Source organism: Streptomyces nodosus (genome assembly GCF_008704995.1).
In the GTDB taxonomy this organism is placed as follows: Bacteria; Actinomycetota; Actinomycetes; order Streptomycetales; family Streptomycetaceae; genus Streptomyces; species Streptomyces nodosus.
This window is the reverse complement of the sequence record NZ_CP023747.1, coordinates 1,948,335-1,972,769: the sequence shown is the minus strand read 5'-3', so window position 1 is coordinate 1,972,769 and position 24,435 is coordinate 1,948,335. Positions and strand designations below refer to the sequence as shown.

Annotated in this window: 22 protein-coding genes and 2 CRISPR repeat arrays; of the genes, 5 read left to right on the top strand and 17 right to left on the bottom strand. The window is 70.8% G+C overall.

Annotated features, from left to right (window positions below; genetic code table 11):
• Positions 1 to 9: 9 nt before the first annotated feature.
• Positions 10 to 1,101, top strand: coding sequence for an amidohydrolase family protein (locus tag CP978_RS09000; RefSeq protein ID WP_043439205.1), 1,092 nt, complete (start codon positions 10 to 12; stop codon positions 1,099 to 1,101).
• A gap of 103 nt (positions 1,102 to 1,204) precedes the next feature.
• A CRISPR array of direct repeats spans positions 1,205 to 2,209; the repeat unit is 29 nt; unit sequence CGACTCACCTCCGCTCGCGCGGAGAGGAC.
• An 18-nt stretch (positions 2,210 to 2,227) separates the two neighbouring features.
• Here the strand turns inward: CP978_RS09000 and cas2e are convergent.
• The 10 genes from cas2e to CP978_RS08950 form a co-directional block, all read right to left on the bottom strand.
• Positions 2,228 to 2,539, bottom strand: coding sequence for a type I-E CRISPR-associated endoribonuclease Cas2e (gene cas2e / locus CP978_RS08995; protein WP_043439204.1), 312 nt, complete (start codon positions 2,537 to 2,539; stop codon positions 2,228 to 2,230).
• A 28-nt stretch (positions 2,540 to 2,567) separates the two neighbouring features.
• Positions 2,568 to 3,542, bottom strand: coding sequence for a type I-E CRISPR-associated endonuclease Cas1e (gene cas1e / locus CP978_RS08990; RefSeq protein ID WP_043439202.1), 975 nt, complete (start codon positions 3,540 to 3,542; stop codon positions 2,568 to 2,570).
• A complete protein-coding gene (cas6e, locus tag CP978_RS08985) occupies positions 3,539 to 4,210 on the bottom strand; it encodes a type I-E CRISPR-associated protein Cas6/Cse3/CasE (protein ID WP_043439199.1) in 672 nt (223 codons plus the stop codon). Before cas6e ends, cas1e begins: the two co-directional genes overlap by 4 nt.
• Positions 4,207 to 5,067: a type I-E CRISPR-associated protein Cas5/CasD gene (gene cas5e, locus CP978_RS08980; RefSeq protein ID WP_043439196.1), complete on the bottom strand. Its 861-nt coding sequence runs from the start codon at positions 5,065 to 5,067 to the stop codon at positions 4,207 to 4,209. The genes cas6e and cas5e overlap by 4 nt, the downstream gene beginning before the upstream one ends.
• A complete protein-coding gene (gene cas7e / locus CP978_RS08975) occupies positions 5,064 to 6,245 on the bottom strand; it encodes a type I-E CRISPR-associated protein Cas7/Cse4/CasC (protein ID WP_150478172.1) in 1,182 nt (393 codons plus the stop codon). Before cas7e ends, cas5e begins: the two co-directional genes overlap by 4 nt.
• Positions 6,246 to 6,317: 72 nt before the next feature.
• Positions 6,318 to 7,064: a type I-E CRISPR-associated protein Cse2/CasB gene (casB, locus tag CP978_RS08970; protein ID WP_242647120.1), complete on the bottom strand. Its 747-nt coding sequence runs from the start codon at positions 7,062 to 7,064 to the stop codon at positions 6,318 to 6,320.
• 29 nt (positions 7,065 to 7,093) lie between these two features.
• Complete coding sequence (gene casA / locus CP978_RS08965; RefSeq protein WP_043439194.1) at positions 7,094 to 8,680, bottom strand: type I-E CRISPR-associated protein Cse1/CasA; 1,587 nt, start codon at positions 8,678 to 8,680, stop codon at positions 7,094 to 7,096.
• 196 nt (positions 8,681 to 8,876) lie between these two features.
• Complete coding sequence (locus CP978_RS08960; protein ID WP_043439191.1) at positions 8,877 to 11,765, bottom strand: CRISPR-associated endonuclease Cas3''; 2,889 nt, start codon at positions 11,763 to 11,765, stop codon at positions 8,877 to 8,879.
• 178 nt (positions 11,766 to 11,943) lie between these two features.
• Positions 11,944 to 12,643: direct repeats of the CRISPR family, unit length 29 nt; unit sequence GTCCTCTCCGCGCGAGCGGAGGTGAACCG.
• Positions 12,644 to 12,669: 26 nt separating this feature from the next.
• Complete coding sequence (locus tag CP978_RS08955; RefSeq protein WP_043448308.1) at positions 12,670 to 12,888, bottom strand: DUF397 domain-containing protein; 219 nt, start codon at positions 12,886 to 12,888, stop codon at positions 12,670 to 12,672.
• A 12-nt stretch (positions 12,889 to 12,900) separates the two neighbouring features.
• Positions 12,901 to 13,752, bottom strand: coding sequence for a helix-turn-helix domain-containing protein (locus tag CP978_RS08950; RefSeq protein ID WP_043439189.1), 852 nt, complete (start codon positions 13,750 to 13,752; stop codon positions 12,901 to 12,903).
• A 208-nt stretch (positions 13,753 to 13,960) separates the two neighbouring features.
• Between CP978_RS08950 and CP978_RS08945 the strand changes: the two genes are divergently transcribed.
• The gene (locus tag CP978_RS08945) at positions 13,961 to 14,374 is read left to right on the top strand and encodes an ATP-binding protein (protein WP_043439187.1); all 414 of its coding nucleotides are present in this window, start codon (positions 13,961 to 13,963) and stop codon (positions 14,372 to 14,374) included.
• A 267-nt stretch (positions 14,375 to 14,641) separates the two neighbouring features.
• On the top strand, positions 14,642 to 15,592 hold the full coding sequence (locus tag CP978_RS08940) for an SCO1860 family LAETG-anchored protein (protein ID WP_043448306.1): 951 nt from the start codon (positions 14,642 to 14,644) through the stop codon (positions 15,590 to 15,592).
• Between the two features lie 78 nt (positions 15,593 to 15,670).
• On the opposite strand, the gene CP978_RS08935 is transcribed toward CP978_RS08940, so the two are convergent.
• On the bottom strand, positions 15,671 to 16,552 hold the full coding sequence (locus CP978_RS08935; RefSeq protein ID WP_221501228.1) for a CPBP family intramembrane glutamic endopeptidase: 882 nt from the start codon (positions 16,550 to 16,552) through the stop codon (positions 15,671 to 15,673).
• 418 nt (positions 16,553 to 16,970) lie between these two features.
• Between CP978_RS08935 and CP978_RS08930 the strand changes: the two genes are divergently transcribed.
• Positions 16,971 to 17,252, top strand: coding sequence for a hypothetical protein (locus tag CP978_RS08930; RefSeq protein ID WP_043439185.1), 282 nt, complete (start codon positions 16,971 to 16,973; stop codon positions 17,250 to 17,252).
• Here CP978_RS08930 and cobC read toward each other — a convergent pair.
• The 6 genes from cobC to cobM are packed head-to-tail and all read right to left on the bottom strand — an operon-like array spanning position 17,215 to position 23,598.
• Positions 17,215 to 18,363, bottom strand: a complete 1,149-nt coding sequence (cobC, locus tag CP978_RS08925; RefSeq protein ID WP_079162064.1) for an Rv2231c family histidinol phosphate aminotransferase CobC — start codon at positions 18,361 to 18,363, stop codon at positions 17,215 to 17,217. The genes CP978_RS08930 and cobC overlap by 38 nt on opposite strands.
• Complete coding sequence (locus tag CP978_RS08920; RefSeq protein ID WP_043439183.1) at positions 18,353 to 19,285, bottom strand: sirohydrochlorin chelatase; 933 nt, start codon at positions 19,283 to 19,285, stop codon at positions 18,353 to 18,355. The genes cobC and CP978_RS08920 overlap by 11 nt, the downstream gene beginning before the upstream one ends.
• Positions 19,282 to 19,866 carry a precorrin-8X methylmutase gene (locus tag CP978_RS08915; RefSeq protein WP_043439181.1) on the bottom strand — a complete coding sequence of 195 codons (585 nt, stop codon included), beginning with the start codon at positions 19,864 to 19,866 and terminating at the stop codon, positions 19,282 to 19,284. The genes CP978_RS08920 and CP978_RS08915 overlap by 4 nt, the downstream gene beginning before the upstream one ends.
• Positions 19,863 to 21,545: a precorrin-3B C(17)-methyltransferase gene (gene cobJ, locus CP978_RS08910; protein WP_043439179.1), complete on the bottom strand. Its 1,683-nt coding sequence runs from the start codon at positions 21,543 to 21,545 to the stop codon at positions 19,863 to 19,865. Before cobJ ends, CP978_RS08915 begins: the two co-directional genes overlap by 4 nt.
• Entirely contained in the window at positions 21,542 to 22,783 is a 1,242-nt protein-coding gene (locus tag CP978_RS08905) for a bifunctional cobalt-precorrin-7 (C(5))-methyltransferase/cobalt-precorrin-6B (C(15))-methyltransferase (RefSeq protein WP_043439177.1), read from the bottom strand. The genes cobJ and CP978_RS08905 overlap by 4 nt, the downstream gene beginning before the upstream one ends.
• Positions 22,780 to 23,598: a precorrin-4 C(11)-methyltransferase gene (gene cobM / locus CP978_RS08900; RefSeq protein ID WP_043439175.1), complete on the bottom strand. Its 819-nt coding sequence runs from the start codon at positions 23,596 to 23,598 to the stop codon at positions 22,780 to 22,782. Before cobM ends, CP978_RS08905 begins: the two co-directional genes overlap by 4 nt.
• A gap of 103 nt (positions 23,599 to 23,701) precedes the next feature.
• Here cobM and CP978_RS08895 point away from each other — a divergent pair, with 103 nt between their 5' ends.
• Positions 23,702 to 24,430: a ZIP family metal transporter gene (locus CP978_RS08895; protein WP_043439170.1), complete on the top strand. Its 729-nt coding sequence runs from the start codon at positions 23,702 to 23,704 to the stop codon at positions 24,428 to 24,430.
• Positions 24,431 to 24,435 lie beyond the last annotated feature (5 nt).

Below are 24,435 nucleotides of genomic sequence, written 5' to 3'. Positions count from 1 at the left end.
GTGCGGTACATGAGCGATCACGCGGTGCTGCACGTGAAGGGACGGATGCTCGTCGGGCCGCAGGAGGTCCGCGACGAGCTGTGGGTCGTCGGCGGCCGGATCTCCTACGACCGGCCCGCCGGCGCCCAGGACGTCCGTACCGTCGAGGGCTGGGCGCTCCCGGGGCTGGTCGACGCGCACTGCCATGTCGGTCTGGACGCCCACGGCCCGGTACCCGCGGACGTCTCCGAGAAGCAGGCGCTCACCGACCGGGACGCCGGCACCCTGCTGATCCGCGACGCGGGTTCCCCCTCCGACACCCGCTGGATCGACGACCGCGAGGACCTCCCGAAGATCATCCGGGCCGGCCGGCACATCGCCCGCACCCGCCGCTACATCCGCAACTACGCCTGGGAGGTCGAACCCGAGGACCTGGTCGCCTATGTCGCCCAGGAGGCCCGGCGCGGCGACGGCTGGGTCAAGCTGGTCGGCGACTGGATCGACCGGGAGGCCGGGGACCTGACCGCCTGCTGGCCGCGCGGCGCGGTGGAGGCCGCGATCGCCGAGGCGCACCGGCTGGGCGCCCGGGTCACCGCGCACTGCTTCGCCGAGGACTCGCTGCGGGACCTGGTCGAGGCCGGCATCGACTGCGTCGAGCACGCCACCGGGCTGACCGAGGAGACGATTCCGCTGTTCGCGGAGCGGGGCGTCGCGATCGTCCCCACCCTGGTCAACATCGCGACCTTCCCCCGCCTCGCGGACGGCGGCGAGACCAAGTTCCCGCGCTGGTCGGCCCATATGCGACGACTCCACGAAGGCCGCTACGACACCGTGCGCGCCGCCTATGACGCCGGGATCCCGGTGTATGTGGGGACGGACGCCGGGGGCTCGCTCCCTCACGGCCTGGTGGCGGCTGAGGTCGAGGAACTGGTGACGGCCGGCATCCCGCCCCTCCAGGCCCTCTCGGCGACCACCTGGTCCGCCCACCGCTGGCTGGGCCGCCCCGGCCTGGAGGAGGGCGCCCCGGCCGACCTCGTGGTCTACGACGAGGACCCCCGCACCGACGTACGCGTCCTGGCGGCCCCGCGACGGGTGGTGCTGAATGGGCGGGTGGTCGGCTGACAACCTGCTGGGGCCCTTTCGGGGCCCCGAGACCCACAGCCCCTGCCCGTCCAACGGGGTGAGGGCCGGTTCACGCCATCGGTGATCTCGACATCGTGACCGCCTGCTCACCTCCGCTCGCGCGGAGAGGACACCAGCCCCCAACGACTGGAGACTGACGTGGACGACTCACCTCCGCTCGCGCGGAGAGGACCTCCGGGACCTCGGCGGGTGCCTCGCAGTGATCGACTCACCTCCGCTCGCGCGGAGAGGACCCGAACAGCACCCCGATCACGGCGTCGGACACCGACTCACCTCCGTTCGCGCGGAGAGGACGCCTGTGCGAGCGCTGACCGTATCGGTACTCCCGACTCACCTCCGCTCGCGCGGAGAGGACGAACCTCTCGGCGGAGGCGGGGGCGAAGTGTCCGACTCACCTCCGCTCGCGCGGAGAGGACTCGAGACGCCCGACGACTTCGGACCCGAGAAACGACTCACCTCCGCTCGCGCGGAGAGGACCGCTCGGCTGCCTTTGCCTGGTCTCGGAGTGCCGACTCACCTCCGCTCGCGCGGAGAGGACCGGGCCGGGGCCGTCTACGGTGGTGGCGACGTCGACTCACCTCCGCTCGCGCGGAGAGGACCTGCTGCGCCTGCCGGGCGGCGGTGATGAACGCGACTCACCTCCGCTCGCGCGGAGAGGACACCGACCTCCGCAGGCTCGCTTTCGACCTGTACGACTCACCTCCGCTCGCGCGGAGAGGACTTGCGCATCACCCGCAGCAACCTGGGGGCCTGCGACTCACCTCCGCTCGCGCGGAGAGGACACGGTGATGTAGGGCATGTTCTGCTCCGATTACGACTCACCTCCGCTCGCGCGGAGAGGACCGGGCCCACCCGAACGGGAGCAGTCACGCGGTCGACTCACCTCCGCTCGCGCGGAGAGGACTGGCACGCGATGACAGCTGTACTTTTCACCGACGACTCACCTCCGCTCGCGCGGAGAGGACTTCGCGGACGGTGACAGGACCACCTCCGGGACCGACTCACCTCCGCTCGCGCGGAGAGGACAGCGTCGTCGACGGACTCTTTCACGTCGAAGACGACTCACCTCCGCTCGCGCGGAGAGGACCCTTTGTGACCTGCAGGGCTAAAGCAGGTTTGCCATCTCTTTGCTATCTCGTGTGAATGATACGAGTGTCAGTCCGTCGAAATCGACCGGGACGCGGCGTTGGTCGCCGGCAGTGCGAAGTTCGAAGCCCTGTTCGTTGTCGCTGGGATAGGCCAGAACGGCGGTGCCGCTGTCGGCGCAGGCGGTGACGGATTCCCAGAGTTCGTCGCGAACGCGAGCGGAGACCGTGCCGATGTACAGCTCGGGTGTGACTTCGAGGAGCCAGCGGGTGAGGGCACCGCGTAGGTGGTCGGGGACGGCGGAGGCTGCGAGGACGATCATCGAGGCCACGGCGGCTGTACCTCCCCTTGGGCGGGGCTCATGATCCGGTTCCATGGTTGGCCCCGCCGGGGAGAGACCCGGCTACCGGGTCCCACAGGTCGACCAGTTGTTCCTCGGGATCGGGGACCTCTCTGTCGCCGCTGGGGTCGAGCAGATCCTGGAGGTCGTGGACGATGCGTGGCAGGAGCCGGAAGAGGCGCAGACCCTCACGGAAGGAGCGGCGGGCTTCCGCTTCGGGGTTGGTGGCGGCGTGGAGGGAGAAGGCCAGGGGGATGGTGAGTTCGGCCTTGTAGAGGTCGGCGATGTCGTAGACGAGGGCCTGCTGGTTGCCGCTGTGGACGAAGCCCAGGGCGGGAGAGCATCCGAGGGCGAGGACGGCGGCGTGGACGATGCCGTACAGGCAGGTGTTGGCTGAGGACAGGGCGAGGTTGACGGGGTCTTGGCCGTGCCATTGCGCGGGGTCATAGGCGCGGCGGAAGCGGCCGATTTTGTACTGCTGGGCGAGGATCCGGTACTGGGCTTTGACGCGTTGACCTTCCATGCCGCGTAGTTGTTCCAGCGTGGTGCCAGGCGGGACGGTGCCGCCGCCGAAGCGTTTTTCGTACATAGCGGTGGCCACCACGAGGCGAAGGCTGTCGTCGGCCCAGGCGCGGACCTGACGTTCGAGCCAGGTGGTGCTCAGGGAGTCCGGCTGGGCTCCGGCATAGCAGCGGACGCCGCCGGACCCGGTGACCAGGACCGTGGTGCCGTGCCGGGCCAGGGTGGCAAGCGCTCGCGCCGTGATGGATGTTCCTGGACCGAGGAGGACGCAACTGAGCGCGGCAGTGGGCAGGTACACGGTTTGCCTGCCGTGTCGTTCGCTGGTCACCTCGGCGCAGACTCCGGTGTCGTCCTGGAGGACGCGGACGACGTCCAGATAGAGGAAGGACAGGGAGTCGGTGACGCGGGGCAGCATGGCCACGGTGGGGGCTGCGAGCCGTCGGCGGGCGTCGATGCCCGAGGGCGCCTTCATACTGCGCCGCCGTGGGAGGGCGCGATGGTCAGCAGGCCGCAGCCGTAGGCCTTGCCCCGCCCGATACCTTCAGCGATCTTCGTGCGGAGCAGGTCGGAGTCGATGATGACGGCGGTGCCGTCGAAGCGTGTGCGGGCATGGCGGACGCGCTGCTGGTCCCCGCTGCCGCGCTTGCCACGGACTCCGGTGGCGCTGTCGAGGGGCTGGGCATGCAGGGTCAGGACCTTCAGCCCGGCGGTGTCCGCCTGCCTCAGCCACCACTGCTCGGCGTGGGCGCCGTGGAGCGGGACGACAGCCGGGAGGTTGTACAGGGCACGGGTGGTGGCGCCGGGCTTGCGCACCGGGCTGGCGGTGCAGCGGAAGTTGATGTGTGCTCCGGAGCGCAGTGCGGATAGGAGGGGGTCGAGCGTGCGGGTGACGGCCTGGCCGTAGTGCTCAGGCAGGCGGCCAAGATCGGGCTGGTGACGGGACTGCAGAAGAACGCTGGGACCGGTAGGGGCGTCGTCGGTGCGGTGGAGGACGCCGAGGGTGGCGCGAGGGTCGTCTCCGGCGCCGTCGGGGAAGAGCGACATCAGCCGCCGATGGAGCGCGACGGCGTCTGCCAGGTCACGGCGCGCGTCGCGAGAGGCGGGATGAGGGACGATGCGGGTCAGCCAGAGGGCGCTCATCGCCTGCTCCCTTCGCCGGTGGGCAGGGCCTGTTCCAGGTAGGCGGCCAGGCTGGTGAGGTAGTCGGTGCCGAGTCCGCCCCACTGTCCGGAGGGCGGGGTGAAGGTGCGCCGGTACAGGGGCCGTGCCTGATAGGTGCGCAGACGTGGGTGGAAAGTGGTGGGCTGATCGTTGATGCGTGCTGTCGGGTGGGCCGCCTCGGCCGGGTCGGAGGCGGCGGTGTCGGCAGGCAGGGGGAGCCTGTCGAGCGGCTGGTCGGCCAGGAACTCCACAACACGGGTGGGGCCGCCGGGGCGGGGGGCGGTGGCGGCGACAGGGAGCCGTACCAGGTGGTGGAGGGCGTCGTCGAAGAAGCTCAGCAGCAGGGGGCCGGTCGGGGGACAGGCGCGTCGGCCGAGGTAGAGCGGCCAACGCGGAGCACGTAAGGCTTCTGCGCACTCCTGGAGGAGGCCGACATGTGCGGGGGTGTCCGGCGAGGGCGTGAGGGCGACGGTGAACGCGGCGTCGGCGAGGTAGTGGCGGTGGGAGAGCAGAGTGGTGGTGTCTCCGGAGCGTTTTTTGCCCTGGGCCGTGGTCACGGTCCCGGAGGGCGGCAGGCCGCCGCCGACGGTGTGCAGGTCGCGCAGGACAACGCCCGGGCGGTCCACGCGGACGGTGATCCGCAGGTGGGCGAGACCGTCGATCGGCTCGGTCCGGCTGTGGCCCAGGGCCGCGGCAAGGAGGCCGATGATGCCGGAGCGGGTCGGGAACGCTGCGGTGTCACGCTGATTGAAGTGACTGTGGTGGCCCCAGGACTGCAACGGGCCGCTGCAGTGGAGCAGCAGCCCGGGGGCTGCGGCGGCGGGCTCGGCGTTCACTCGGCGGCCCCGGAGTCGCCGACGACGAACGCCGTCTCGATGGCGGCGGTGACCAGGGCGTTGAGGGCGGTATGACGGTCACCGAGGCCGGTGTGGTCCTTTGCGTCCAGGCCGGTCCAGCCGGCCAGCAGAATGCCGTCATCGCCCATGAACGTGTTTACGGCGTCCGCGTACTGGGCGAGAGCGTCGCGGGAGGCGGCGGCATATCCGCCGTCCTGGGCCATCTGGACGGGCTTCTCGAAGGCCGCGGCGAGGGAGAGCGGCCGGTCGGCGCGGACGGTGAGATGGATGAGGTCCGGCACGGTGTTGGGGGCGGTGGAGTTCTTCTTGGCCTGTGGCAGTGACGTGACGAAGGAGTGGAGGAAGGCTTCGGCCAGTTCCCGAGCCGCCTTCGTGTCCGCGCCGAGGTTGTCGGCGAGTTCTTCCAGGTCGATGGTGGCGTAGCGGTAGAACGTGCCGGCGCTGAACTCGGCGTGGCCCATGTGGCCGCTGCCGGTCGAGTCGTTCCAGTCGTCGGTGACGTCGTCGACGGCGGAGAAATAGTCGATTTCGATGTCGGTGGCGTGGGTGGTCATGACGTGGGCGACCTGGACGGCACCGTCGACGCCCGCGTTGTCGACCTCGGCGAGCATCCTTCCGAAGACGCTGATCACGCCGTTGCGGGTCCGCAGGACGGCGGTCACCCGATCCTTGGGCAGGATGCTCTTGTCGTTGGACTTCTTGATGTCCTTGGCCTTCTCCAGATCCGCCCGGTGCTCCTCTGCCAGGTCGGCGAGTTCGTCGACAGCGGTCTGCGGCACATACACCAGCGCGTTGCCGATGACCTTGTTGACCTGGACCTGCTTCTCCTTCTCCTCCAGTTCGAACTTGATCCCGCTGGCGACGGCCAAGTGCGCGCCGGCCCTGGCGGCCAGGTCCTCGGGCCAGCCGCGTTCTTCGGTCAGCAGGCGGGAAACACGCTCGCCGATCCGTCGGGTGCGCAGCGCGGTCTGCCCGATGCGCTGCTGGAAGTCGGTCCGCACCGCTCGCTTCCAGCACTGGCTGGAGACACGGGTGCGTAGGACGCCTCCGTACTGGACGGTCTTGACGGAGTTGGTGTCGTCGCGGTTGAGGTTGGCGAACGGCACGGTCTGCAGAACGTGGGCGCAGAGGAAACGGGCGGAAGGCTTCGCGGTCATGAGTGCTCCTTGCTGGACAACGCGGGTGGGTACCGGTGTGTGCGCCGCCATGTGCGGGGCGGGGCGAACAGGTCAGGCGTCAGTGGCGTCCGTCGGCTTGTGGGTGTCGTTCCTGTTTGCTTCGCGGCGGGCATCCTCCTGGCAGCGGCGATAGAAGTCCTGCAGCCAGCGGCGCGTGACGTGTCCGGAGCGCCGGTGCCAGTCGTCGAGGTCCTGGAGGAGCCGCGCCCAGTCGACGAGAACGTCCAGGGACCGCAGGTAGCGAACGGAGGCGGGGAGGTGTCGATGCAGGCCCGTGGTGCCCTGCTTGCAGAGGATGTTCAGACGGCTCTCCGCCGTGCCGCGCCGCATCTGGCGTTCCCGTCCGGGACTGTCGACTACGGCCAGGGCGAAGGAAGCTCCGAGGCTCGTGCCGTACTCTCGTACGCCGTCGTCGTTCTTCCCGGTGGGCGTCGGCGCTTTTGCCGGGGTCTCCTCGCCGCTGGGCTCGACAGCTTCGCTGCAGGTATCGTCGGCCGTTTCGTTGGTGGTGCCCCTTCTGCGGGCCTGTTCGGCGATCATGGCTGCGACGGCGTAGTACGCCCTCTCCGTAGCCGCACCGGCGTTCGCCGGGACAAGGTGGGCGATGATGCGGTGCATGCGCGGTACCGCATCGAGGTTCTTGCCCACGCCGGAGCGCAGAGCGGCGCGGGCACCCGGGTCGCTCTCGCACGTGCGCAGAACCGCAGCCGTGAACTTCTGGTAGTCGGCGAGCCGGGCGGTGGTACCAGCGGACCGCTGGGCGGGGACGGTCGCGGTCGGGTGTGAAACGGTGGTCACCGGTGAGTCTCCTTCGCTGTTGTGCAGCCTTATGCGGCGTCGGGGCGGACGGGCTTGCTACGGCGGTCGCCGAACAGTTCTATGCGGGCTTCCTCCACCGCTTTCGCGCCCCGCTGGGTACGGGCGGCTGAGGCCGTGACGTCGTCGAAGGCGCGCACGGCCAGCCGGAGGAACGCCGTCCGGGCTGCCGTAGCGTCGAGGCCGCCGTCGAGCGCGGTCCCTGTCCGGTCCAGCAGGCCGAACCGATCCCAGAACTCTCGTTCGGCGGCGGGCCAGTACCGGCCGGCTCCCTCCTGGGCCCAGGCGTGCGCGCTGTCCTTCGGATCATTCACATAGGTCCGCCAGGCCCGGCGCAGAGCCCGGTCCAGTCGGCTGCCGAACCGCTCTCCCAGCGCCCGCAGGCGTCCCACGGCGGGCTGAGTGCGAGCCGAGCGCTTTTCCACGAAGCCGAGCACAGGCGGCGTGACAGCGTCCACGAACTGGGTGTCCTTGGCCTGCCCGTCCTGCTCGAAGCCCAAGGCGTGAACCCGCAGTTCGGCCGAGACCTCGACGGCCCACTCGAAGACGGTGGGTCGCCGTGGCTGCGCGACGCCGGGCGGATCGATCAGCAGCAGTGCGTCCAGGTCCCGCCACAGCGCCCGGCCGGAGTCGGCGGGCCGAGGGTAGGCGTTGCCCTGCTTGCTGATCTGCCAGATCAGATAGTCGTCGTCCGGCCGGGTCTGACGCCCGGTGCGGTAGGCCCAGGTGATGTAAGCGTCCCGTACCCCCTCGCCGTCCTCCTCGGGGACGAGCAACAGGGCGTGCATGGAACCGGCCGTCAGCCGCGAGCACGGGCCCGTCAGGACGGGCGGGGGTCCATCAGGGTCGGGCAGGTCGTCCCACTCCCACGGACACAGGTCGCGCTCCGCGGCCACGTCACGCGTCGGCGGGACGAGGCCGGCCAGCAGGGTTTCGAAGAGCGTGTCCCCCTCCGGGTGATACGAGAGACTGGTACGCAGGGGTCCGGCCTTGGCGCTGGCAGTGGTGACGCCGTTCACCGTGCGGGACGAGCAACGGCCCGACGGCCCGTAGTAGTGCCATGTCAACAGGTTGAGAACGGCCTCCGACGCCGTCGACGCATCGGGGGAAGCGTCGCGGACGTGCCTGAACCAGGAGTGGTTGTTGCCCGAGGGCCGCGTCACCACCAGCTTGTTCACCCCGGCCGTGCTGGTCGGGTCGCACTGGTCGCTCAATCGTGGATCCTGCATCCAGGGCCGGCCGCCCGGTTCCGGATCGAACAGGAAGAAGCGCTCCCGGTGGCGGGCGAAATAGCGCTCGATGCCCTTCCAGGGAAGACAGCCGTCTGCCAGAACCTCATCACGCAGCAACTGCCAGTCGTCGGGGCCCTCCAGCGCCTCGTCCAGGCCGGTCACCCGTGCGGTCAGCGCGTACAGGATGCGAAGCAGAGCGGAATGCGCGGGTGCGTCCGGGACGGCGAGGCCCTCGATCTCGTGACTGCGCAGTAGCAGGTCGAGCAGGCCCACACGGGCTGACGGGCCGTCGGCGTGGTGCTCAGCCACCGGTGACCAGCTCACGGGAAACAGCGGTTCATAGAGGATGTTCACGGTGGCGGGCATGGATCTCCCGAGGAGGTACACAATGAATACGGGGTCCCTGCGTGAGCGGGGGTGTACCGGCTGCCGTTGTGAAATGGCCCAGGCAACCGACCCCCTGCCTGCGAAAGCAGGCGGTACTCCTCAAGTCCCCCCGGACTGGGTGTAGTTGCAAGCTAACAAAGGCTGCTGTTGTACAAATCGCATTTCGAGAAAACGGTCAAAATTGCTCAAGACCGACCTCAGATGTGACGATCATCCGATCACCGCAGCGACAGTTCCACCGGCCGTCGCCAGCCCTGGTCATCGACAGCACCACCAGATCCCGAAGCGCGGACTTCTTATCCCAGGCGGCAGGGGGCTCGCTTGTCCGGCTGTTTCTGACCCACTTGCCGGGGACTGGTGCCACACGGGCGACGATCCGGGCCACGGCGTCTTGGTTCAAGGGCTGTCCATCGGCACCGGGCAGGGGGAGAGAACCGACTGCGTCGAGAGTTTGCCGTCCGTCGCCCTGGACGTACACGCAGAGCACACGGCCCGTATCCGCGCCCAGCCGGGTGGTGAGCAGTTCCTCGGTGACGCCTTCGAGTTGTCGGCTGATGAGGTGCAGGTTGCCCTGGACGTCACCAGGTCCCTTGATCCCGACCATGTCGGCCAGGCTCGTCTCCGCCATGGTCGATGCCAGGCGCTCACCGTCCAGCAGCCGCAACTCCTGTTCGACGGCAGTATCGAGCCCGTCGACGAAATCGGGAGCGTAGACAGCGTCCACGAGCTCCTGCACGCCGTTCGGCACGACGATCCCGCTTTCGACATGCTCCTCCAGCAGGAGCGAGGTACGGATCAGCAGGCTGGTGTCGTAAACCGACCCCCAGCTGTGCGGCTTGTCCGCCTTCTGCGGACGCTGGAACGGATCGAGGACGACCAGCCTCGGCCGGTTCTCCGCCCGCGCCCACGCCGGACGCCCGCCCAGCCCCCTACGGTGGCGGCGGCCACGACCTGCACGCTGCAGCAGCTGCGCCAGCGGCGCGAGATCGCTGACGACCAGGTCGAAGTCGAGATCGAGGGATTGCTCGACCACTTGCGTGGCGACCAGGACCGACGCCTCACGCAGCCTCACGGGCTCCCCCTCTTGGGGCTTCCCGTACGCGGCCTCGCACTCCGCGGTGATCCGTTGCCGGGTCTCGGCAGGAAAACGGGAGTGCAGGAGACGTACCCCGCCGTCCCGGGCCGCCAGCTCGGGGAACGCGGCGCGCAGGTCACGGAAGGTGCTCTGCGCTTCGGTGACCGTTGTACAACACACCAGCGCCGTACCTCCCTCCTCCACCACGGGCCGCAGCTCCTCCCTCAGCACGGCCCGCCGCCCCCCAGGGCTCACAGCTGTCCCGGGGTCCGCCGACAGCACGTCCCACGCCACACGGCGCACGGCGACGTCCAGTGTGCGAGGCCGGCCGGTACTGGTCGTCCGCGGCAGTGACACCTCACCGTTTTCTGCGCTCGCATACAGCCAGCCCGGATAGCGGGGTGCGATGACGGCCGGCGCCACGAACCCGGCACCACGGCGGTAGGCGTTGACCAGGGACGCAGCGGTACTGCCGGTCAGCGTGGCCGACAACAGCGCCACCGGGGCGCGAAAGGCGCCGAGCCACTCCAACAGGGTCAACAACAGCTTGTGCATCCACGGCCCATAGGCGTGGGCCTCGTCGACCACGAAAACCTTCTCGAACAGGCCGAACAGGCGCAGCACGTTGTAGCGCAGTGGCAGGACGCCGCTCAGCACCTGGTCGATCGTGCCCACCGACAGCGGGGCGAGGAAACCGCGCTTCGGCCCGCGCAGCCAGGCGTCCGCCTCCACTGCCGTCACACCGTCAGTGCTGATCCCCGTCGTCGGCTGTTGCGGTTCGCCGTACGAGACTTCCTCCACGGACTGCCCGTACAGGGGATTGAGCCATGACATGGAGTGCAGCAGGGTCAGCGCACGTTCGCCGCCGAGAGCACGAGAGGCATACGTCCGGACCCGCCCGAACATCGCGTCCGCGGTCGCCATGGTCGGCAACGCCACATACACACCGCGTGTGCCGGCCGCCCTGCCGAGCACGGATGCCGCATACAGCGCGGCCTCCGTCTTCCCGTCCCCCGTCGGTGCCGTCACCAGCACGAGGCCTGGGCCATGCTCGGCCACCAGCCCAGGAAGATGTGCCACCACATCCGCCTGTAGCGGATTGGGTTCGAACGGGAACATCTCAGCGAAGTCCCCGGCCTCGAACCTGGCCCGTCCGAGCCGGGCCGCCGCCACCAGCCCCGGCGCGGCAGCCTGAGCGCGCTCGAAATGCGCGTCGATCTCCCCGGTTCTGCCCTGCCACGTGGTCGGGGGACGCACCCCCACAATCGCGTGCGTCTGGCTCGCCAGCCAGTCCGCAGTGATCACCAGCCCTGCCAGAACCACCGCAAGATCAGCGGACAGAGCACCCGTCGGCACCGCGCAGCCGCCTGTCACACGTCGCAGTTGCTCGAAGTGGACGCGACGCTGCTCATTCCACCCGTCCTCGCCGAGGCCCGCCTGGTACCGGTTCGGTTGGCGCATGTGAGAAACCGACAGTGCTGTCCCGAACAAGCCGTGATGACCACCGAGAAGCTGCGCCACCCAGTGCGCCAGAGGCGCTCCGGAGCCGCCCGACGACGACTTGATCCGCCGGTTCGGATACCCAACACCGGTCAGCAGCCCGGTAAGCGCCCAGTGCGTCGCCATCTCATGCCGAAATCCCCGGTCCCGCTCCGCCCCCGGCGCGAACACGTACGCGGGCTCGTCGCGCACCGCGTCGAACAGTTTGGGAATCTGAGCCTGGAATGCCGGTGTGATTTTTCCCAAGTCATGCAGCCCCGCCCAGAGGGACAAGACCGACCGGCAATCTTCCCCGTGCAGACCCAGCTGCTTGGCGAAACGCAGACGCGTCCGCTCGCCCAGCAACTCGTCCCATAGCGTCGTGAACGCCGCTGCCACATCCAGCAGGTGACACATCACTGGGTAGGGCTGGCTCAGCCCATGCTCCTTCCCCCACAGCCGAGGGTCAGGGCACGCGGGGACCGAGGGCACGCCTTGAGCTTCCGTCATGCACCCACTTGCTATCAGCAGCCACTGACAATGCCCCTGAACAGCAAGAACACCAACCGAATCGCAAGCGGGCGCCTTACACTGACCGCAAGAGCTAACCACCCGGGAAGTGTTGATGCCTGCCGTTGGCACGAGTAAAGAATTGGCAATGCCCCTATAGCAGTGCAGGTCGCAAAGGGTCCTCTCCGCGCGAGCGGAGGTGAACCGCCAGCCAGTGCTTGAGGACGGGGGCGGTGCGCGTCCTCTCCGCGCGAGCGGAGGTGAACCGAAGGGGGAGATCTGGCTGGTCGGCCACGGCCGGTCCTCTCCGCGCGAGCGGAGGTGAACCGTCCTCCACGTGAGTCTTCGGGATGACCAGCGTGTCCTCTCCGCGCGAGCGGAGGTGAACCGGTGTACAGCCCCGGCAGCAACTCCGGACGCCCGTCCTCTCCGCGCGAGCGGAGGTGAACCGTCTTCGACGTCAAAGAGTCGGTCGATGAGGCAGTCCTCTCCGCGCGAGCGGAGGTGAACCGGTCCGTCATCACCTGCCGTAGTTCCCGGGCGGGTCCTCTCCGCGCGAGCGGAGGTGAACCGCCACAGACGCGCGCGGGTGAGGCAGCGAAAGAGTCCTCTCCGCGCGAGCGGAGGTGAACCGAACTGGGCCGTCGTCGCCCGCATGGCACAGGGGTCCTCTCCGCGCGAGCGGAGGTGAACCGCAGGTGGCGGCATGAGCGCCCGCCCGCACGGTGTCCTCTCCGCGCGAGCGGAGGTGAACCGGAGGTGCGGGCGCCCGTCCGCGTGCAGGAGCTGTCCTCTCCGCGCGAGCGGAGGTGAACCGTTCTGCCGGGCTATCAGCGCGGTCGCGAAGAGGTCCTCTCAGCGCGAGCGGAGGTGAATTGGTGACGGTCTGGAAGCGCGAAGTGGATCAGCCTCGGAGTCTGGCGGAGTCTGTGCTGGTGGGGTGAGTTTTCAGGGCCTCGACGAAGGTGGTGAAAGCTCTGGTCGGGAAGGAGAGGGTTGCCTTGGCCAGAGCCTTGGAGTCGCGTATGGATACGTGGGTGGGTGACTTGGCGATCTCCACACAGTCGTTGCCGTCGCCGGGGCCCGAGTAGGAGGACTTTCGCCAGTTGCTGGGGGTGGCCATGGTCATGACGCCTCATAATTCCTTCGCCAGCCTGTGGATGAAGTCACGGGACTGGTCGGGTGGGAGCGATACGGCTTCCACTTTACGGAAGAGCGTTCGAAAGGCGTCCAGTTGATCCTCTGAGTCGATGAACGCGGTGCCGTGGGGTGCGTCTCGAACCACCGTGTCGAGCCTGGGCATCGCGCCGCCCGCGTATTTCATCGTGCTGGTGGCTCCGGCGAAGCCGTCCAGATCGAAGGGGATGACGCGCAGGGTGATGTGTTGTTCTTCGGAGAGTTCCAGGAGGCCGGCAAGCTGGGCCCGGGAGGTATTGCGGTCGCTGACTCTGATCCGCAGGGCCGTTTCGTGGATCACTGCTTCATAGGGAACTGGGGTAGGTTCCTTGAGGATCACCTTTCGCTGCATCCGGTGACGGACGCGCAACTCAAGCTCTGGCTTGGGGAGTTCGGGAACCCTGAAGGAGTAGACCGCGCGGGCGTAGTCCTCCGTCTGAAGCAAGCCGGGGATGTAGGGCAGTGCGACTTCTTGTAGGAACGTGGCGTGGTGTTCCAGCTCGGCGAGGTCGAGGAACGGCGCGGGCAGCAGCGTTCGGTACCCCGCCCACCAACCGCGTGTCCGGTCGGTCGCCATTGCTGCCAAGGCATCGATGAACGCGTCGTCCGTGCAGGCATAGTGCGCCGCAAGTCGGCGCAGCCGCTGCTCGCTCACGCCTGAGATGGCGGATTCGATTTGGCTCATCTGGACGGAACTCGCGCCGAGCAGGCTCGCAACCTCGGTCGCCTTGAGTCCTGCGGCCTCACGCAGCTTCCGCAGTTCAGTACCCAGGCGTCCCTGACGTGCGGTGGGGTGCCGTCTTGCTGGCACGGCGTCCTTCTTTCCTTCAACGTCCTTGCTCGGGCAACTCGTTCGGGGCCAGGTTATGGGATCAGCTTGCACGGACTGAAATTTATGGCCTACTTTCAGTGACGGAACAGGCACGGTACGAAAGTGCGCTGCTCCGTCTTGTTTCGACGGCTGTGGCGATGCCGCCGCGTGTCCGTAGCCTCCCACCTCGCTCGAACGGAGCTGACGCATGTCCGAAGACGTGAACGAACCTTGGGAGTACTGCCTCTACATTCCCAATGACCTTCGCGCGGTCACCATCAGCCGACGGACCCTCCGCCTCATCCTCGCCATGCACGGACTGACTTGCCTGGCTGATACCGCCGAACTGCTCGCTACTGAGCTGATCTCCAACGCCGTACGTCACACCAAGGGGCCAGCCGCGCTGCGCGTGCGCTGGTCGGCAGGGGTGCTGCGGATCGGAGCCTGGGACGCCGACCCCGAACCGCCGCAGCCGCCAGTGCCACCCGAGCGGGTCGCCGACGCGGAGGAGGGGCGGGGGCTCGGGCTGGTCCGGGCGTGCGCCGATCTGTGGGGTTGGCAGCCCTTGGCGAGAGGCGGAAATCGAGGGAAGGTCGTGTGGTGTGAGTTGGTCTCCGCTTGACTCCGGGTGTGATGGACGGAGGTGCTCCAGTGGCTGGGTGTAGGACTGGGCTTGGGGTTTGTCCGAAGGTGTGAGAGGGATTCTGCCGACCACCGATCGATGGCGGCTCCGTGGGGACTGGAGCGGTCGGAGGGAACAGTGGTGCCCGGGGAATCGAAAGGGTGGACGGAAACCCCACGAAGGAGTGAAGTAACGCAGGATTGCTGACCGTTCACTCTGGGTGCGTAATTCTTGCCGGGTCCCAAGCATTCCTTCTGGGGGTCCCACTTGAACGGCAACAACTTCCGTATGTCCGCGCGCCGTTGCGCCGCCGTCGCGCTGGCCGCCGGTCCGGTGACGCTGGCCGGCGCGGGCTCCGCGCAGGCGAGCGGTGCGCATGAGGGCCGAGCGAGCGCCTCCGTGCTGCGCACCGGGCTCGATGTGTCCCTGCTCAACAAGACCGTGAACGTCCCGCTCGCGGTCTCCCTCAACGAGGTCCAGGCGCCGCGGAGCGCCCACCAGACCGCGCTCAGTGCCCGCCTCGACGGTGTCGACCACGGGCGGCCCTTCAGCGTGCTCGCCGCGGACGTGGCCAAGGCCGACGCCACGACCTCGGAGGACAAGTCCGAGGGCACGGTCGAGCTGGCCCACGCCCGGATCCATGTCCCCGGCCTGCCCCTGCTGTCCCTGATCGAGGTCGAGCAGGTCACCTCCACCGCCACCTGCGAGGCGGGCGAGGCCCCGGTCGCCACCTCCAACGTCCTGGGCTCGGTGAAGGTGCTCGGCAAGCGGGTGTCGCTCACCGCCGGCGGCACCACCGACGTCAAGGTCCCGGGCGTCGGCGAGGTCCGGCTGGATCTGTCCAAGCGCGAGACCACGTCCACCACGGCCGCCGCCAGCGCCCTGGAGCTCAAGGTCTCCGTCAACCCGCTGAAGCTCAATGTGGCCGAGGTCGAGGGCACGGTGACCCTGGCCAGGGCGACCTGCGAGTCCCCGGCGGCCCCGACCACACCGGCGGACCAGGAGTCCCCGGAGGAGTCCGCGCCCGCCGCGCCCGCCGACGACACCCCGGCCGACACCGCGCCCAAGACCGAGGCGAAGGCCCAGGGTGCCCACGCGGAGTCCAACCTCGCGGAGACCGGGGGCAGTTCCCTGACGCCGTACATCGCGGCCGGCTCGGTGGTCCTGCTGGGAGCGGGCGGCGGAGCGCTGGTCCTGGCCCGACGGCGCCGGGGCTGACGCCCTCCCGCAGGAGACACGAAGGGGCCCAGGCCGGTGTGTGACCGGCCTGGGCCCCTGGTGGTGGGGAGTGACGGTTCAGGGCCGGACCGTCGCCTCGGGGTGGGTGCCGGTGACCGTGGGGGGCTTCCGGTAGCCGAGCCTGCCGCGGGTGGCGGTCAGGACGACGGCGGCCACGACGAGGGAGGCGACCAGGAAGGCCTGCACGGTGTCCTGCTGGGTCAGTTCGGGGAACATGCCCGCCGCGGCGAAGGAGAAGAAGTTGTTGACGCCGGTGTGCAGCAGCATCGCCAGCGGCAGGCTCTCGCCGGTGCGGTTGAACACCCAGGTCATCACGAAGCTGAAGGCGATCGCGGTGAGGATGAACTCCACCGGCTGCTCCCAGGTCACATGTGGGCCGCCCCACTCGGTCCAGAACAGCGGAAGGTGCCAGGCGCCCCACAGCGGGCCGACGATCAGGGTGCCGGCCAGCGGGCCGTAACGGCGCTGCACGATGGGCATGACGAAGTCGCGCCAGCCGGGCTCCTCGGCGATGCCGGTGGTGACCATCTGAAGGATCAGACCGGGCAGGAACGCGGCCAGCAGGGCGGCGCTCGGCGCGGCGGGGACGCTGCCGCCCAGCGCGGTCAGCGAGAGGGTGAGCACGGCTGGCACCCCGACGATGACCGCGACGTACCAGCGCCAGCTGACCCGCCACTTGGCCAGGCGGCCGGCCCACGCGCGGAGTCCGGGCCGGCCCTGGGCCGTCGCGGTCACCAGGAACGCGGAGAAGATCGGGCCGAGATAGGCGCCGGGCAGCACGCCCAGCAGCTGGGTGGTGCCCAGCAGGGAGGGGAAGCCGAAGTGCAGGATGCCCAGGCCGTTGTCGGACAGCACGTACGGGGTCCATGCCGCCCAGCTGAGCACATAGGCCAGGACGAAGAACCAGGTCAGCGGGCGGCGGCGGATACCGGCGCGCAGGCCGGTCGGTGCCGTCCGGTCGGTGGGGGCCGCCTGCGCGGTGTGCCGCGCCGGAGCGGTGTGGTCCTGCGGCGTGGTGCCGGTGCTGAGGGGGGAGTGCGGACTCACCGCGATGTCCCTTCGGTGGTGGCTGGTGGGATGTCTCGATCTCACCAGCCACGGCGCTCGGGATCATTGCCGCGCACACCCCGACCCCGGGTACAGCAGGCTGTACCGGATCCCCCCGACAGGCCCTACTGCCATGGGGGTTGATGCACGTCGGTGCGGATGGACACGCCGGGGGTACAGCCTCCTGTACCTCGAACCGGGCCGCTGACGGGATGGGGCGGAAGCGGCCCGCCCCCTAGCGTCTACGACAACAGCCCAGGCCGGGCGGCCAGTCGACCGCTACCGGCGAACCGAGTGGAGGACCTGCCCCATGACGAACTCCCGCACCACCGTCGCCCCCGCGTCCGCCGACGCCACCGCCTTCAGCGCTCCGGCCGCCGCCGGTGCCGTCGGCTCGTACGGGGAGCAGGCCCCGGCCGGCCGCACCGACGTCCTGCGCATCGTGCTGTGGACGGTGCTGGGCCTCAGCGCCACCGGCAATCTGGTGGCGTCGATCACCGGTGCCGGCACCGGACCCCACCTGCTCTTCGGCGTGGTCTCCGCACTGAGCGGAGTCACCCTGGGCGTCCGCTTCCTGCGGGCCCATCGGTAAGAGGTCGGGGTGTCTCCCGGTGCTCCCATCCCTCGGACGGGCCAAGCGGTGTGGCCAGCGCCGCCTCCAGCGCCGTCAGGAACCCCTCCGTGGTCTCCGGTCCCCGCACCGCCACCCGCAGCCATGCGTCCCCCAGCCCCGGGAACGTGTCCCCGCGCCGCACCGCATGGCCCAGGTCGCGCAACCGCCGCCGTATCCGGGCCGCCCCCTCCACCCGCAGCAGGACGAAGGGAGCCTCGGCCGGTCCGGCCACCCGCACCCCGGCCCCCGCGAAGGAGGCGAGGCCCGTCACCAGACGCGCCCGGTCCACGGCGATCCGCCGGGCAGCCGCCTCCGCCTCCGCCAGCGCCCGCGGCTCCATGCAGGCGACCGCCGCCGCCAGCGCGGGAGTGGACACCGGCCACAGCGGCTGGGCCCGCTCCAACTCGGCGATCACCTCGGGGGAGGAGAGCACATAGCCGATGCGCAGCCCCGCCAGCCCCCAGGTCTTGGTCAGGCTGCGCAGCACCACCAGGCCCGGCACATCCGTCCGCCCCGCCAGCGCCTCCCGCTCACCGGGCACCGCGTCCATGAAGGCCTCGTCGACCACCAGGGTCCGCCCTGGCCGGGCGAGCCGGCTGAGCACGGCGGCCGGATGCAGCACGGACGTCGGGTTGGTCGGATTGCCGACCACCACCAGGTCCGCGTCCTCGGGGACGGCCGCCGGGTCCAGCCGGAAGCCGTCCTCCTCCCGCAGCAGCACCCGGTCCACCGTGTGCCCGGCGTCCCGCAGCGCCGCCTCCGGCTCGGTGAACTGCGGATGCACCACGACCGGACGACGCACCTTCAGCGCCCGCGCCAGCAGCACGAACGCCTCCGCGGCGCCGGCCGTCAGCAGTACCCGTTCCACCGGCAGCCCATGGCGCGCGGCCACCGCCGCCCGCGCGGCCCGCCCGTCCGGGTAGGCCGCCAGAGCCCCGAGCGAGGCGGCGATCCGCTCCCGCAGCCACGGAGGCGGGGTGTCCTGCCGTACGTTCACGGCGAGATCCACCAGCGCCGCACCGCCGTCCCGCACCTCGGCGTCCCCGTGGTGCCGCAGATCGTGCGGTCCGCCGTCGGGTTCAGTGCGCATGGGAGTGCGCGTGCCCGCCGTGGTGATGACCGTGGTGGTGGTCGTCGTCGTCCGGGTGGAAGTGCGGTTGCTGCGGCAGCCCCACCTTGTCCTCGAAGCCGGGCAGCGCGATCCGGTACACACAGGAGTCGCAGTTCATCCGCAGATCGCCCTTGACGGCCTCCTCGTACCGCTCCATCACCAGGTCCAGCAGCTCCGGCTCAGGACCGATGACCTCCGCCGACCGCACCTCGGTCTCCGGGTGCGCCGCCGCCCAGTCCTCGGTCTGCCGCCGCACCCGCTCCGGCAGGATCCCCGTGAACAGGAAGTACGGCAGCACCACGATCCGGCGCGCCCCCAGCCTGACGCAGCGGTCGAGGCCGCTCGGCACATCGGGCGCCGCCAGCGACACGAACGCCGTCTCCACGCCCGCATACCCGCGGCCCTCCCACAGCAGCCGTGCCGCCCGGTGCACCTCGGCATTGGCGTCCGGGTCGGTCGAACCGCGCCCCACCAGCAGCACCGTCACCTCGGACCGGTCCACGGGCACACCGTCCGGCCCCGCCGCCCCCAGCGCCTCGTCCAGGCGCCGCTCCAGCACCCTCAGCAGCGCCGGGTGCGGGCCCAGCGGACGCCCATAGGCGTAGGAGATCCCCGGGTGCCGCTCCTTCTCCCGGGCCAGCGCCGCCGGGATGTCGCCCTTGGCGTGCCCGGCGGACACCAGCATCAGCGGGACGGCGGCGAAACGGCGCACACCGCGCTCCACCAGTTCGGCCACCGCCTCGCCCAGCGGCGGCGGTGACAGCTCGATGAAGCCGCCCGCGACGGGCAGTTCGGGGTGGCGGCGGCCCAACTCCCGTACGAAGTCGCGGAACGCCTCGGCTCCGGCCTCGTCCCGGGTGCCATGGCCGGCGATGAGCAGGGCGGGCGGCGGGGTGGTCACGCGGTCTCCTTCGAAGTGGGGTGGTACAGCAGGGCGTTGAGGGCGGCGGCGGCGACCGCCGAACCGCCCTTCTCGGACACGTTGCTCACGGCGGGCAGTCCGCTCTCGCGCAGCGCGGCCTTGGACTCGGCCGCGCCGACGAAGCCGACGGGCACACCGATCACCAGCGCGGGCGAGGCGTCCAGGGTCAGCAGTTCCTCCAGGGCGGTCGGGGCGCAGCCGATCACCCAGAGCGCGCCGGGGCCCACCTCCTGGTGGGCGAGCCGGACCGCCTGCGCGGAACGCGTCAGCCCGGGCCCTGATCCGGCGTCCTTCAGACGGCAGACCGTGGGGTGCCGGGTGATGCCGGCGGCCACCATCTCGACGTCCACGACCACCGGGGCCCCGGCGTGCAGCGCGGTGTGGGCCCGCTCCAGCTCGGCCTCGTCCATGACGAGGTCGTCCGCGTAGCCGAGGTCGGCGGAGGAGTGGACGACCCGCTCCACCACCGCCCGGGTCAGCGGGGGGAGACGCGAGGTGTCCAGACGGGCGCGCAGCCGCCGGAAGGACTCCTGCTCGATCGGATGGACCACACGGTTCACCGGGTCTCCTCCTGCCAGCGGTAGCCGCGCGGGGTCACCATGCGCCCCGCGATCTCACGGGTCGCCGTGTTGCCCACGGTCACCACCGTCATCATGTCCACCGTCGCCGGGTCCAGCGCGGCCAGTGCCGTCACCCGGCTGGACTCGTCGGGCCGGGACGCGTTGCGTACGACACCGACCGGCGTCGTCGGCTCCCGGTGTTCGGCGAGGATCGCGAGCGCCTTCGGCAGCTGCCAGTCCCGGCCCCGGCTGCGCGGGTTGTAGAAGGTCACCACGAGGTCCGCCTCGGCCGCGGCCCGCACCCGCCGCTCGATGACCTCCCAGGGGGTGTGCAGATCGGAGAGGCTGATCGAGACATGGTCATGGCCCAGGGGAGCGCCCAGCAGGGCACCCGCGGCGAGCGCGGCGGTGACCCCGGGGACCCCCACGACGTCGATGTCGTCCGAGGCCTCGGCCAGCGCGGGCGACGCCATGGCGTAGACACCGGCGTCCCCGCTGCCGATCAGCGCGACGGCGTGTCCGGCGCGCGCCTCGGCGACCGCGGTGCGGGCCCGCTCCTCCTCCGCGCCGAGCCCGGACTGAAGGATCCGGGTGCCGGGCCGCAGCAGATCCCGGATCTGGTCGACGTACTGGTCAAGGCCGACCAGCACGGAGGCGCGCCGCAGCTCCGCCTCGGCGCGCGGAGTCAGCAGGTCCCGGGCGCCGGGACCCAGCCCGACGACCGCGAGCCGCCCGCGCCCGGGACGGCGTACGACGGCACAGGTCGCCATCGCCGGACGCGCGGCCGACTTGCGCTTGGGCACCAGGAGTTCGCCCCCGCGCACCAGCGCCGCGGCCTCCGCCACGGACGGGGTGCCGACGGCGGCGAGCGGCGCCTCGGACGGGTTCGGTACCTCGATGCCCGCCAACTCCTCGGCGGAGTACGTCACCAGGGGCACCCCGAGCCGCTCCGCCGCCTCGACGATGCCCGGCTCACCGGCCTTGGCGTCCACGGTGGCCAGCTCGGCGAGCGACCGCACGGACAGTCCGGCGTCCGCCAGCGCGCCCTCCACCAGCCCGAGGATCTCCTCGGTCGGGGCGCCCCGGGAGGCGCCCACCCCGACCACCAGCGACGGCGGCCGCAGCACGGCCTCCCGCTCGGCGGGCTCGACCAGGGCGTCGGTGACCCGGAGGGTGTGGCGGCCCTCGCCGGTGACCTTCAGCGGCGGCAGCGGCCAGCTCACCTCCGCCTGCAGCGCGACCGGCTCCCCGTCCAGCAGCGCCCGCGACACCCCGGCGACATCGCCCTCCACGGGCAGCCCCAGCATGTCGAGGCCCGGCAGTCCCACGGAGTCCGTCGCGGTGGTCACCACGGGCTCCGCGCCCAGCACCTCGGCCACCGCGCGGGCGAGTTCATTGGCCCCGCCCGCGTGCCCGCCCACCAGGGACACCGCGAACCGCCCGCCCTCGTCGACACAGACCACACCGGGGTCGGACGCCTTGTCCCTCAGCAGCGGGGCCAGCAGCCGTACGACCGCGCCCGTCGCCAGAAAGCACACCAGCTGTTCGCACTCCGCGAAGGCGGTCCGTGCGGCCTCGCCGACGGGACCCTCGTACACCCGGGTGCGGTCCGGCCAGGCCGCGGCCAGCCGGTCCCGCGCCGCCGCCCCCGCCGCGGTGGCGGACATCAGGCCGATCACTGAGCAACTCCTTCACTGTGTGCCGGGGGCCGTGTGCCCCACAGCAGAAAGACCGGGTTGGTGGCCGCCAGCCGGTTCACATCCCCCGGCAGCGGCGCGAGCCGCGACGACTGCAACAGCACGCCGTCGCAGGAGAACCCCGCCGAGACCAGCGCGGCGCGTGCCGCGGGTACGCGGTCCAGGGCGGCCATCGCGATCACCACCGCCCGCCGCGCCCGGGCCGCACAGGCGCCCACGACGGCGGGCAGTTCCGCTCCGCCGCCGCCGACGAACACCGCGTCGGGGTCGTCGAGACCCTCCAGCGCGGCGGGCGCGGTTCCGTGCACCACCTGGACGTCCACCCCGTGCGCCGCCGCATTGGCCCGGATCCGGGCCACCCCGTCGGGCGCCTTCTCGACCGCGGTGACGGCGGCGCCCAGCCGCGCGCACTCCACGGCGAGGGACCCGGAGCCGGCACCCACGTCCCAGACCAGCTCGCCGAGCCGCGGCGCGAGCCGGGCCAGCGCCAGGGCGCGCACCTCGAACTTGGTGATCATCGAGTCGCGGTGCGCGAACGCGCTCTCCTCCAGGGCCCATCGGGACGGCCCGGCCGGCGGTCCGGCGACGGTACGCACCGGCCCCAGCGCCCGCGCCTCGTCCAGGCACAGCACCACGTTCACGGCCGTACCCCACTCACGCGCCGCCGCCTCGGCGGGCGTCACCCGCTCCACCCGCTCGCGCTCCGGGTCGCCGAGCGCGCTCGCCACCACCAGGACCCGCTCGGCCGACGCCCGGACCAGCGCCGCGCCCAGCTCGGCGGGGCCCGCGCCGGGCCCGGTCAGCACCGCGGCCTTCGGGTGCGCTCGGCACACGTTCACCGCGGTCCGCGGATCGCGCCCGTGCGCGCTCACCACCACCGCGTCCTCCCAGGGCAGCCCGACCCGGGCGAAGGCGGCGGCCACCGACGAGACACCCGGCCGGATGTCGAGCCGCTCGGACCCGAACCGCTCGGCCAGCGCCCGGGCGATCCCGAAGAACCCGGGGTCACCGGAGGCCAGCACCACCACCCGCCGCCCCGCCTCGACCTGCCGTTCGATCGCGTCGAGCGCCGGGGCCAGCGGCCCGAGGACGATCCGCTCCGTCCCCCGGGACAGCCGGGCGGCCTCCAGATGGCGACGTGCGCCCACCACCAGATCCGCGCCGTCCGTCGCCCCGGCCGGAAGCGGCGCCCCCGTACCGGTACCGACGAGTGTGATCATCCGCTCGCACCCTGGGTACGCAGGGCCTTGCGGGCCTCGGGGTCGGCCTTGCGAAAGCCGTGGAAATGACCGGGGTGATACAGATGCGAACGGGTGCCGTGCGCATCGAGCGCGGGACCGACCAGGAACAGCGTGTGCTTCCAGAGCCGGTGCTCCTTGACCGTCTCCTCCAGCGTGCCGACCGTGCACCTCACCACCAGCTCCTCGGGCCAGGTCGCCTGGTACGCCACCACGACCGGGGTGCTCGTCGGATAGCCGCCCTCCAGCAGCTCCCGCACCAGCTGACCGCTGCGGGCCGCGGACAGGAAGATCGCCATGGTGGTGCCGTGCCGGGCGAACTCCCGCACCTCCTCCCCGGGCGGCATCGGCGTCTTCCCGCCGCCGAGCCGGGTGAGCACCACCGACTGCGCGACCTCGGGGATCGTCAGCTCCCGCCCGGCCAGGGCGGCGACCGCCGAGAAGGACGAGACACCCGGCACGATCTCCGTCTCGATGCCGAGCGCAGCACACCGGTCCAGCTGCTCCTGGGTGCCGCCCCACAGGGCCGGGTCCCCGGAGTGGATCCGGGCGACCCTGAGTCCCTTCGCACGCGCCCGCTCGTACACCGCGACGACGTCCTCCAGGGACAGGGCCGCCGAGTCGAGGACCTCGGCGTCCGCCCGCGCATGCTCCAGGACCTCCGCCTGTACCAGGCTGGCCGCCCAGATCACCACATCGGCCTCGGCGATGGCTCGCGCGGCACGGAAGGTCAGCAGATCGGCGGCGCCGGGACCGGCACCGACGAAGGTCACCTTGCCGGTGGGGGCATCGGCCATGGGAATCTTTCCTCTCCTACGAAAGTTCGAGCAGTGCGGGACGCCGGTGCGTACACGGCCACCGGTCCCGGGCACACAGAGATCGATTGGACAGCAAGGGCATATGGCGGTCTTCGTGGCGCTCGGCGCGTTCCTGATGACGCTGGCGGGAGGCTGGACGGCACAGCGGGTGACCGACCGTCGCCATCTCGTCCTCGGACTGGCCGGGGGACTGATGCTCGGCGTCGTCGGCCTCGACCTGCTGCCGGAGGCGCTGCGGGTCGCGGGCGACGAGGTGTTCGGCGTACCGGCGGCGCTGCTGCTGTTCGTGGCCGGCTTTCTCCTCGCCCACCTGGTGGAACGCCTGCTGGCGGCGCGCCGGGCCGGCCACGGCGCCGACGAGCACCTCCACCGGGCGCCCGAGGTGGGCCTGACGGCGGCCGCGGCGATGGTCGGGCACAGCGCCATGGACGGGGTGGCGATCGGCGCCGCCTTCCAGGTGGGCGGTGGCATGGGCGCGTCCGTCGCGCTCGCCGTCATCGCCCATGACTTCGCGGACGGCTTCAACACCTACACCCTCACCAGCCTCTACGGGAACGCCCGCCGCAAGGCCGTCACCATGCTGGTGGCCGACGCGGCCGCACCCCTCGTCGGCGCCGCCTCCACCCTGGTGTTCAGCATCCCGGAGCAGCTGCTCGGCGGCTATCTCGGTCTCTTCGGCGGGGCGCTGCTGTATCTGGCCGCCGCCGAGATCCTCCCCGAGGCACACCATGCCCACCCCGCCCGGACGACCCTGCTGTGCACGGTCGCAGGCGCGGGCTTCATCTGGCTGGTGGTGGGCCTCGCGGGCTGATCCGC

Excerpts from the sequence above, each read along its gene's own strand:
- cobM (WP_043439175.1), bottom strand. The coding sequence starts at position 23,598 with ATGGCCGATGCCCCCACCGGCAAGGTGACCTTCGTCGGTGCCGGTCCC.
- cas7e (WP_150478172.1), bottom strand. The coding sequence starts at position 6,245 with ATGACCGCGAAGCCTTCCGCCCGTTTCCTCTGCGCCCACGTTCTGCAG.
- CP978_RS09000 (WP_043439205.1), top strand. The coding sequence starts at position 10 with ATGAGCGATCACGCGGTGCTGCACGTGAAGGGACGGATGCTCGTCGGG.
- cas1e (WP_043439202.1), bottom strand. The coding sequence starts at position 3,542 with ATGAAGGCGCCCTCGGGCATCGACGCCCGCCGACGGCTCGCAGCCCCC.
- CP978_RS08930 (WP_043439185.1), top strand. The coding sequence starts at position 16,971 with ATGACGAACTCCCGCACCACCGTCGCCCCCGCGTCCGCCGACGCCACC.
- CP978_RS08960 (WP_043439191.1), bottom strand. The coding sequence starts at position 11,765 with ATGACGGAAGCTCAAGGCGTGCCCTCGGTCCCCGCGTGCCCTGACCCT.
- CP978_RS08945 (WP_043439187.1), top strand. The coding sequence starts at position 13,961 with ATGTCCGAAGACGTGAACGAACCTTGGGAGTACTGCCTCTACATTCCC.
- CP978_RS08895 (WP_043439170.1), top strand. The coding sequence starts at position 23,702 with ATGGCGGTCTTCGTGGCGCTCGGCGCGTTCCTGATGACGCTGGCGGGA.
- cas6e (WP_043439199.1), bottom strand. The coding sequence starts at position 4,210 with ATGAGCGCCCTCTGGCTGACCCGCATCGTCCCTCATCCCGCCTCTCGC.
- cobC (WP_079162064.1), bottom strand. The coding sequence starts at position 18,363 with ATGCGCACTGAACCCGACGGCGGACCGCACGATCTGCGGCACCACGGG.
- CP978_RS08955 (WP_043448308.1), bottom strand. The coding sequence starts at position 12,888 with ATGGCCACCCCCAGCAACTGGCGAAAGTCCTCCTACTCGGGCCCCGGC.
- CP978_RS08905 (WP_043439177.1), bottom strand. The coding sequence starts at position 22,783 with ATGATCACACTCGTCGGTACCGGTACGGGGGCGCCGCTTCCGGCCGGG.
- casA (WP_043439194.1), bottom strand. The coding sequence starts at position 8,680 with ATGCCCGCCACCGTGAACATCCTCTATGAACCGCTGTTTCCCGTGAGC.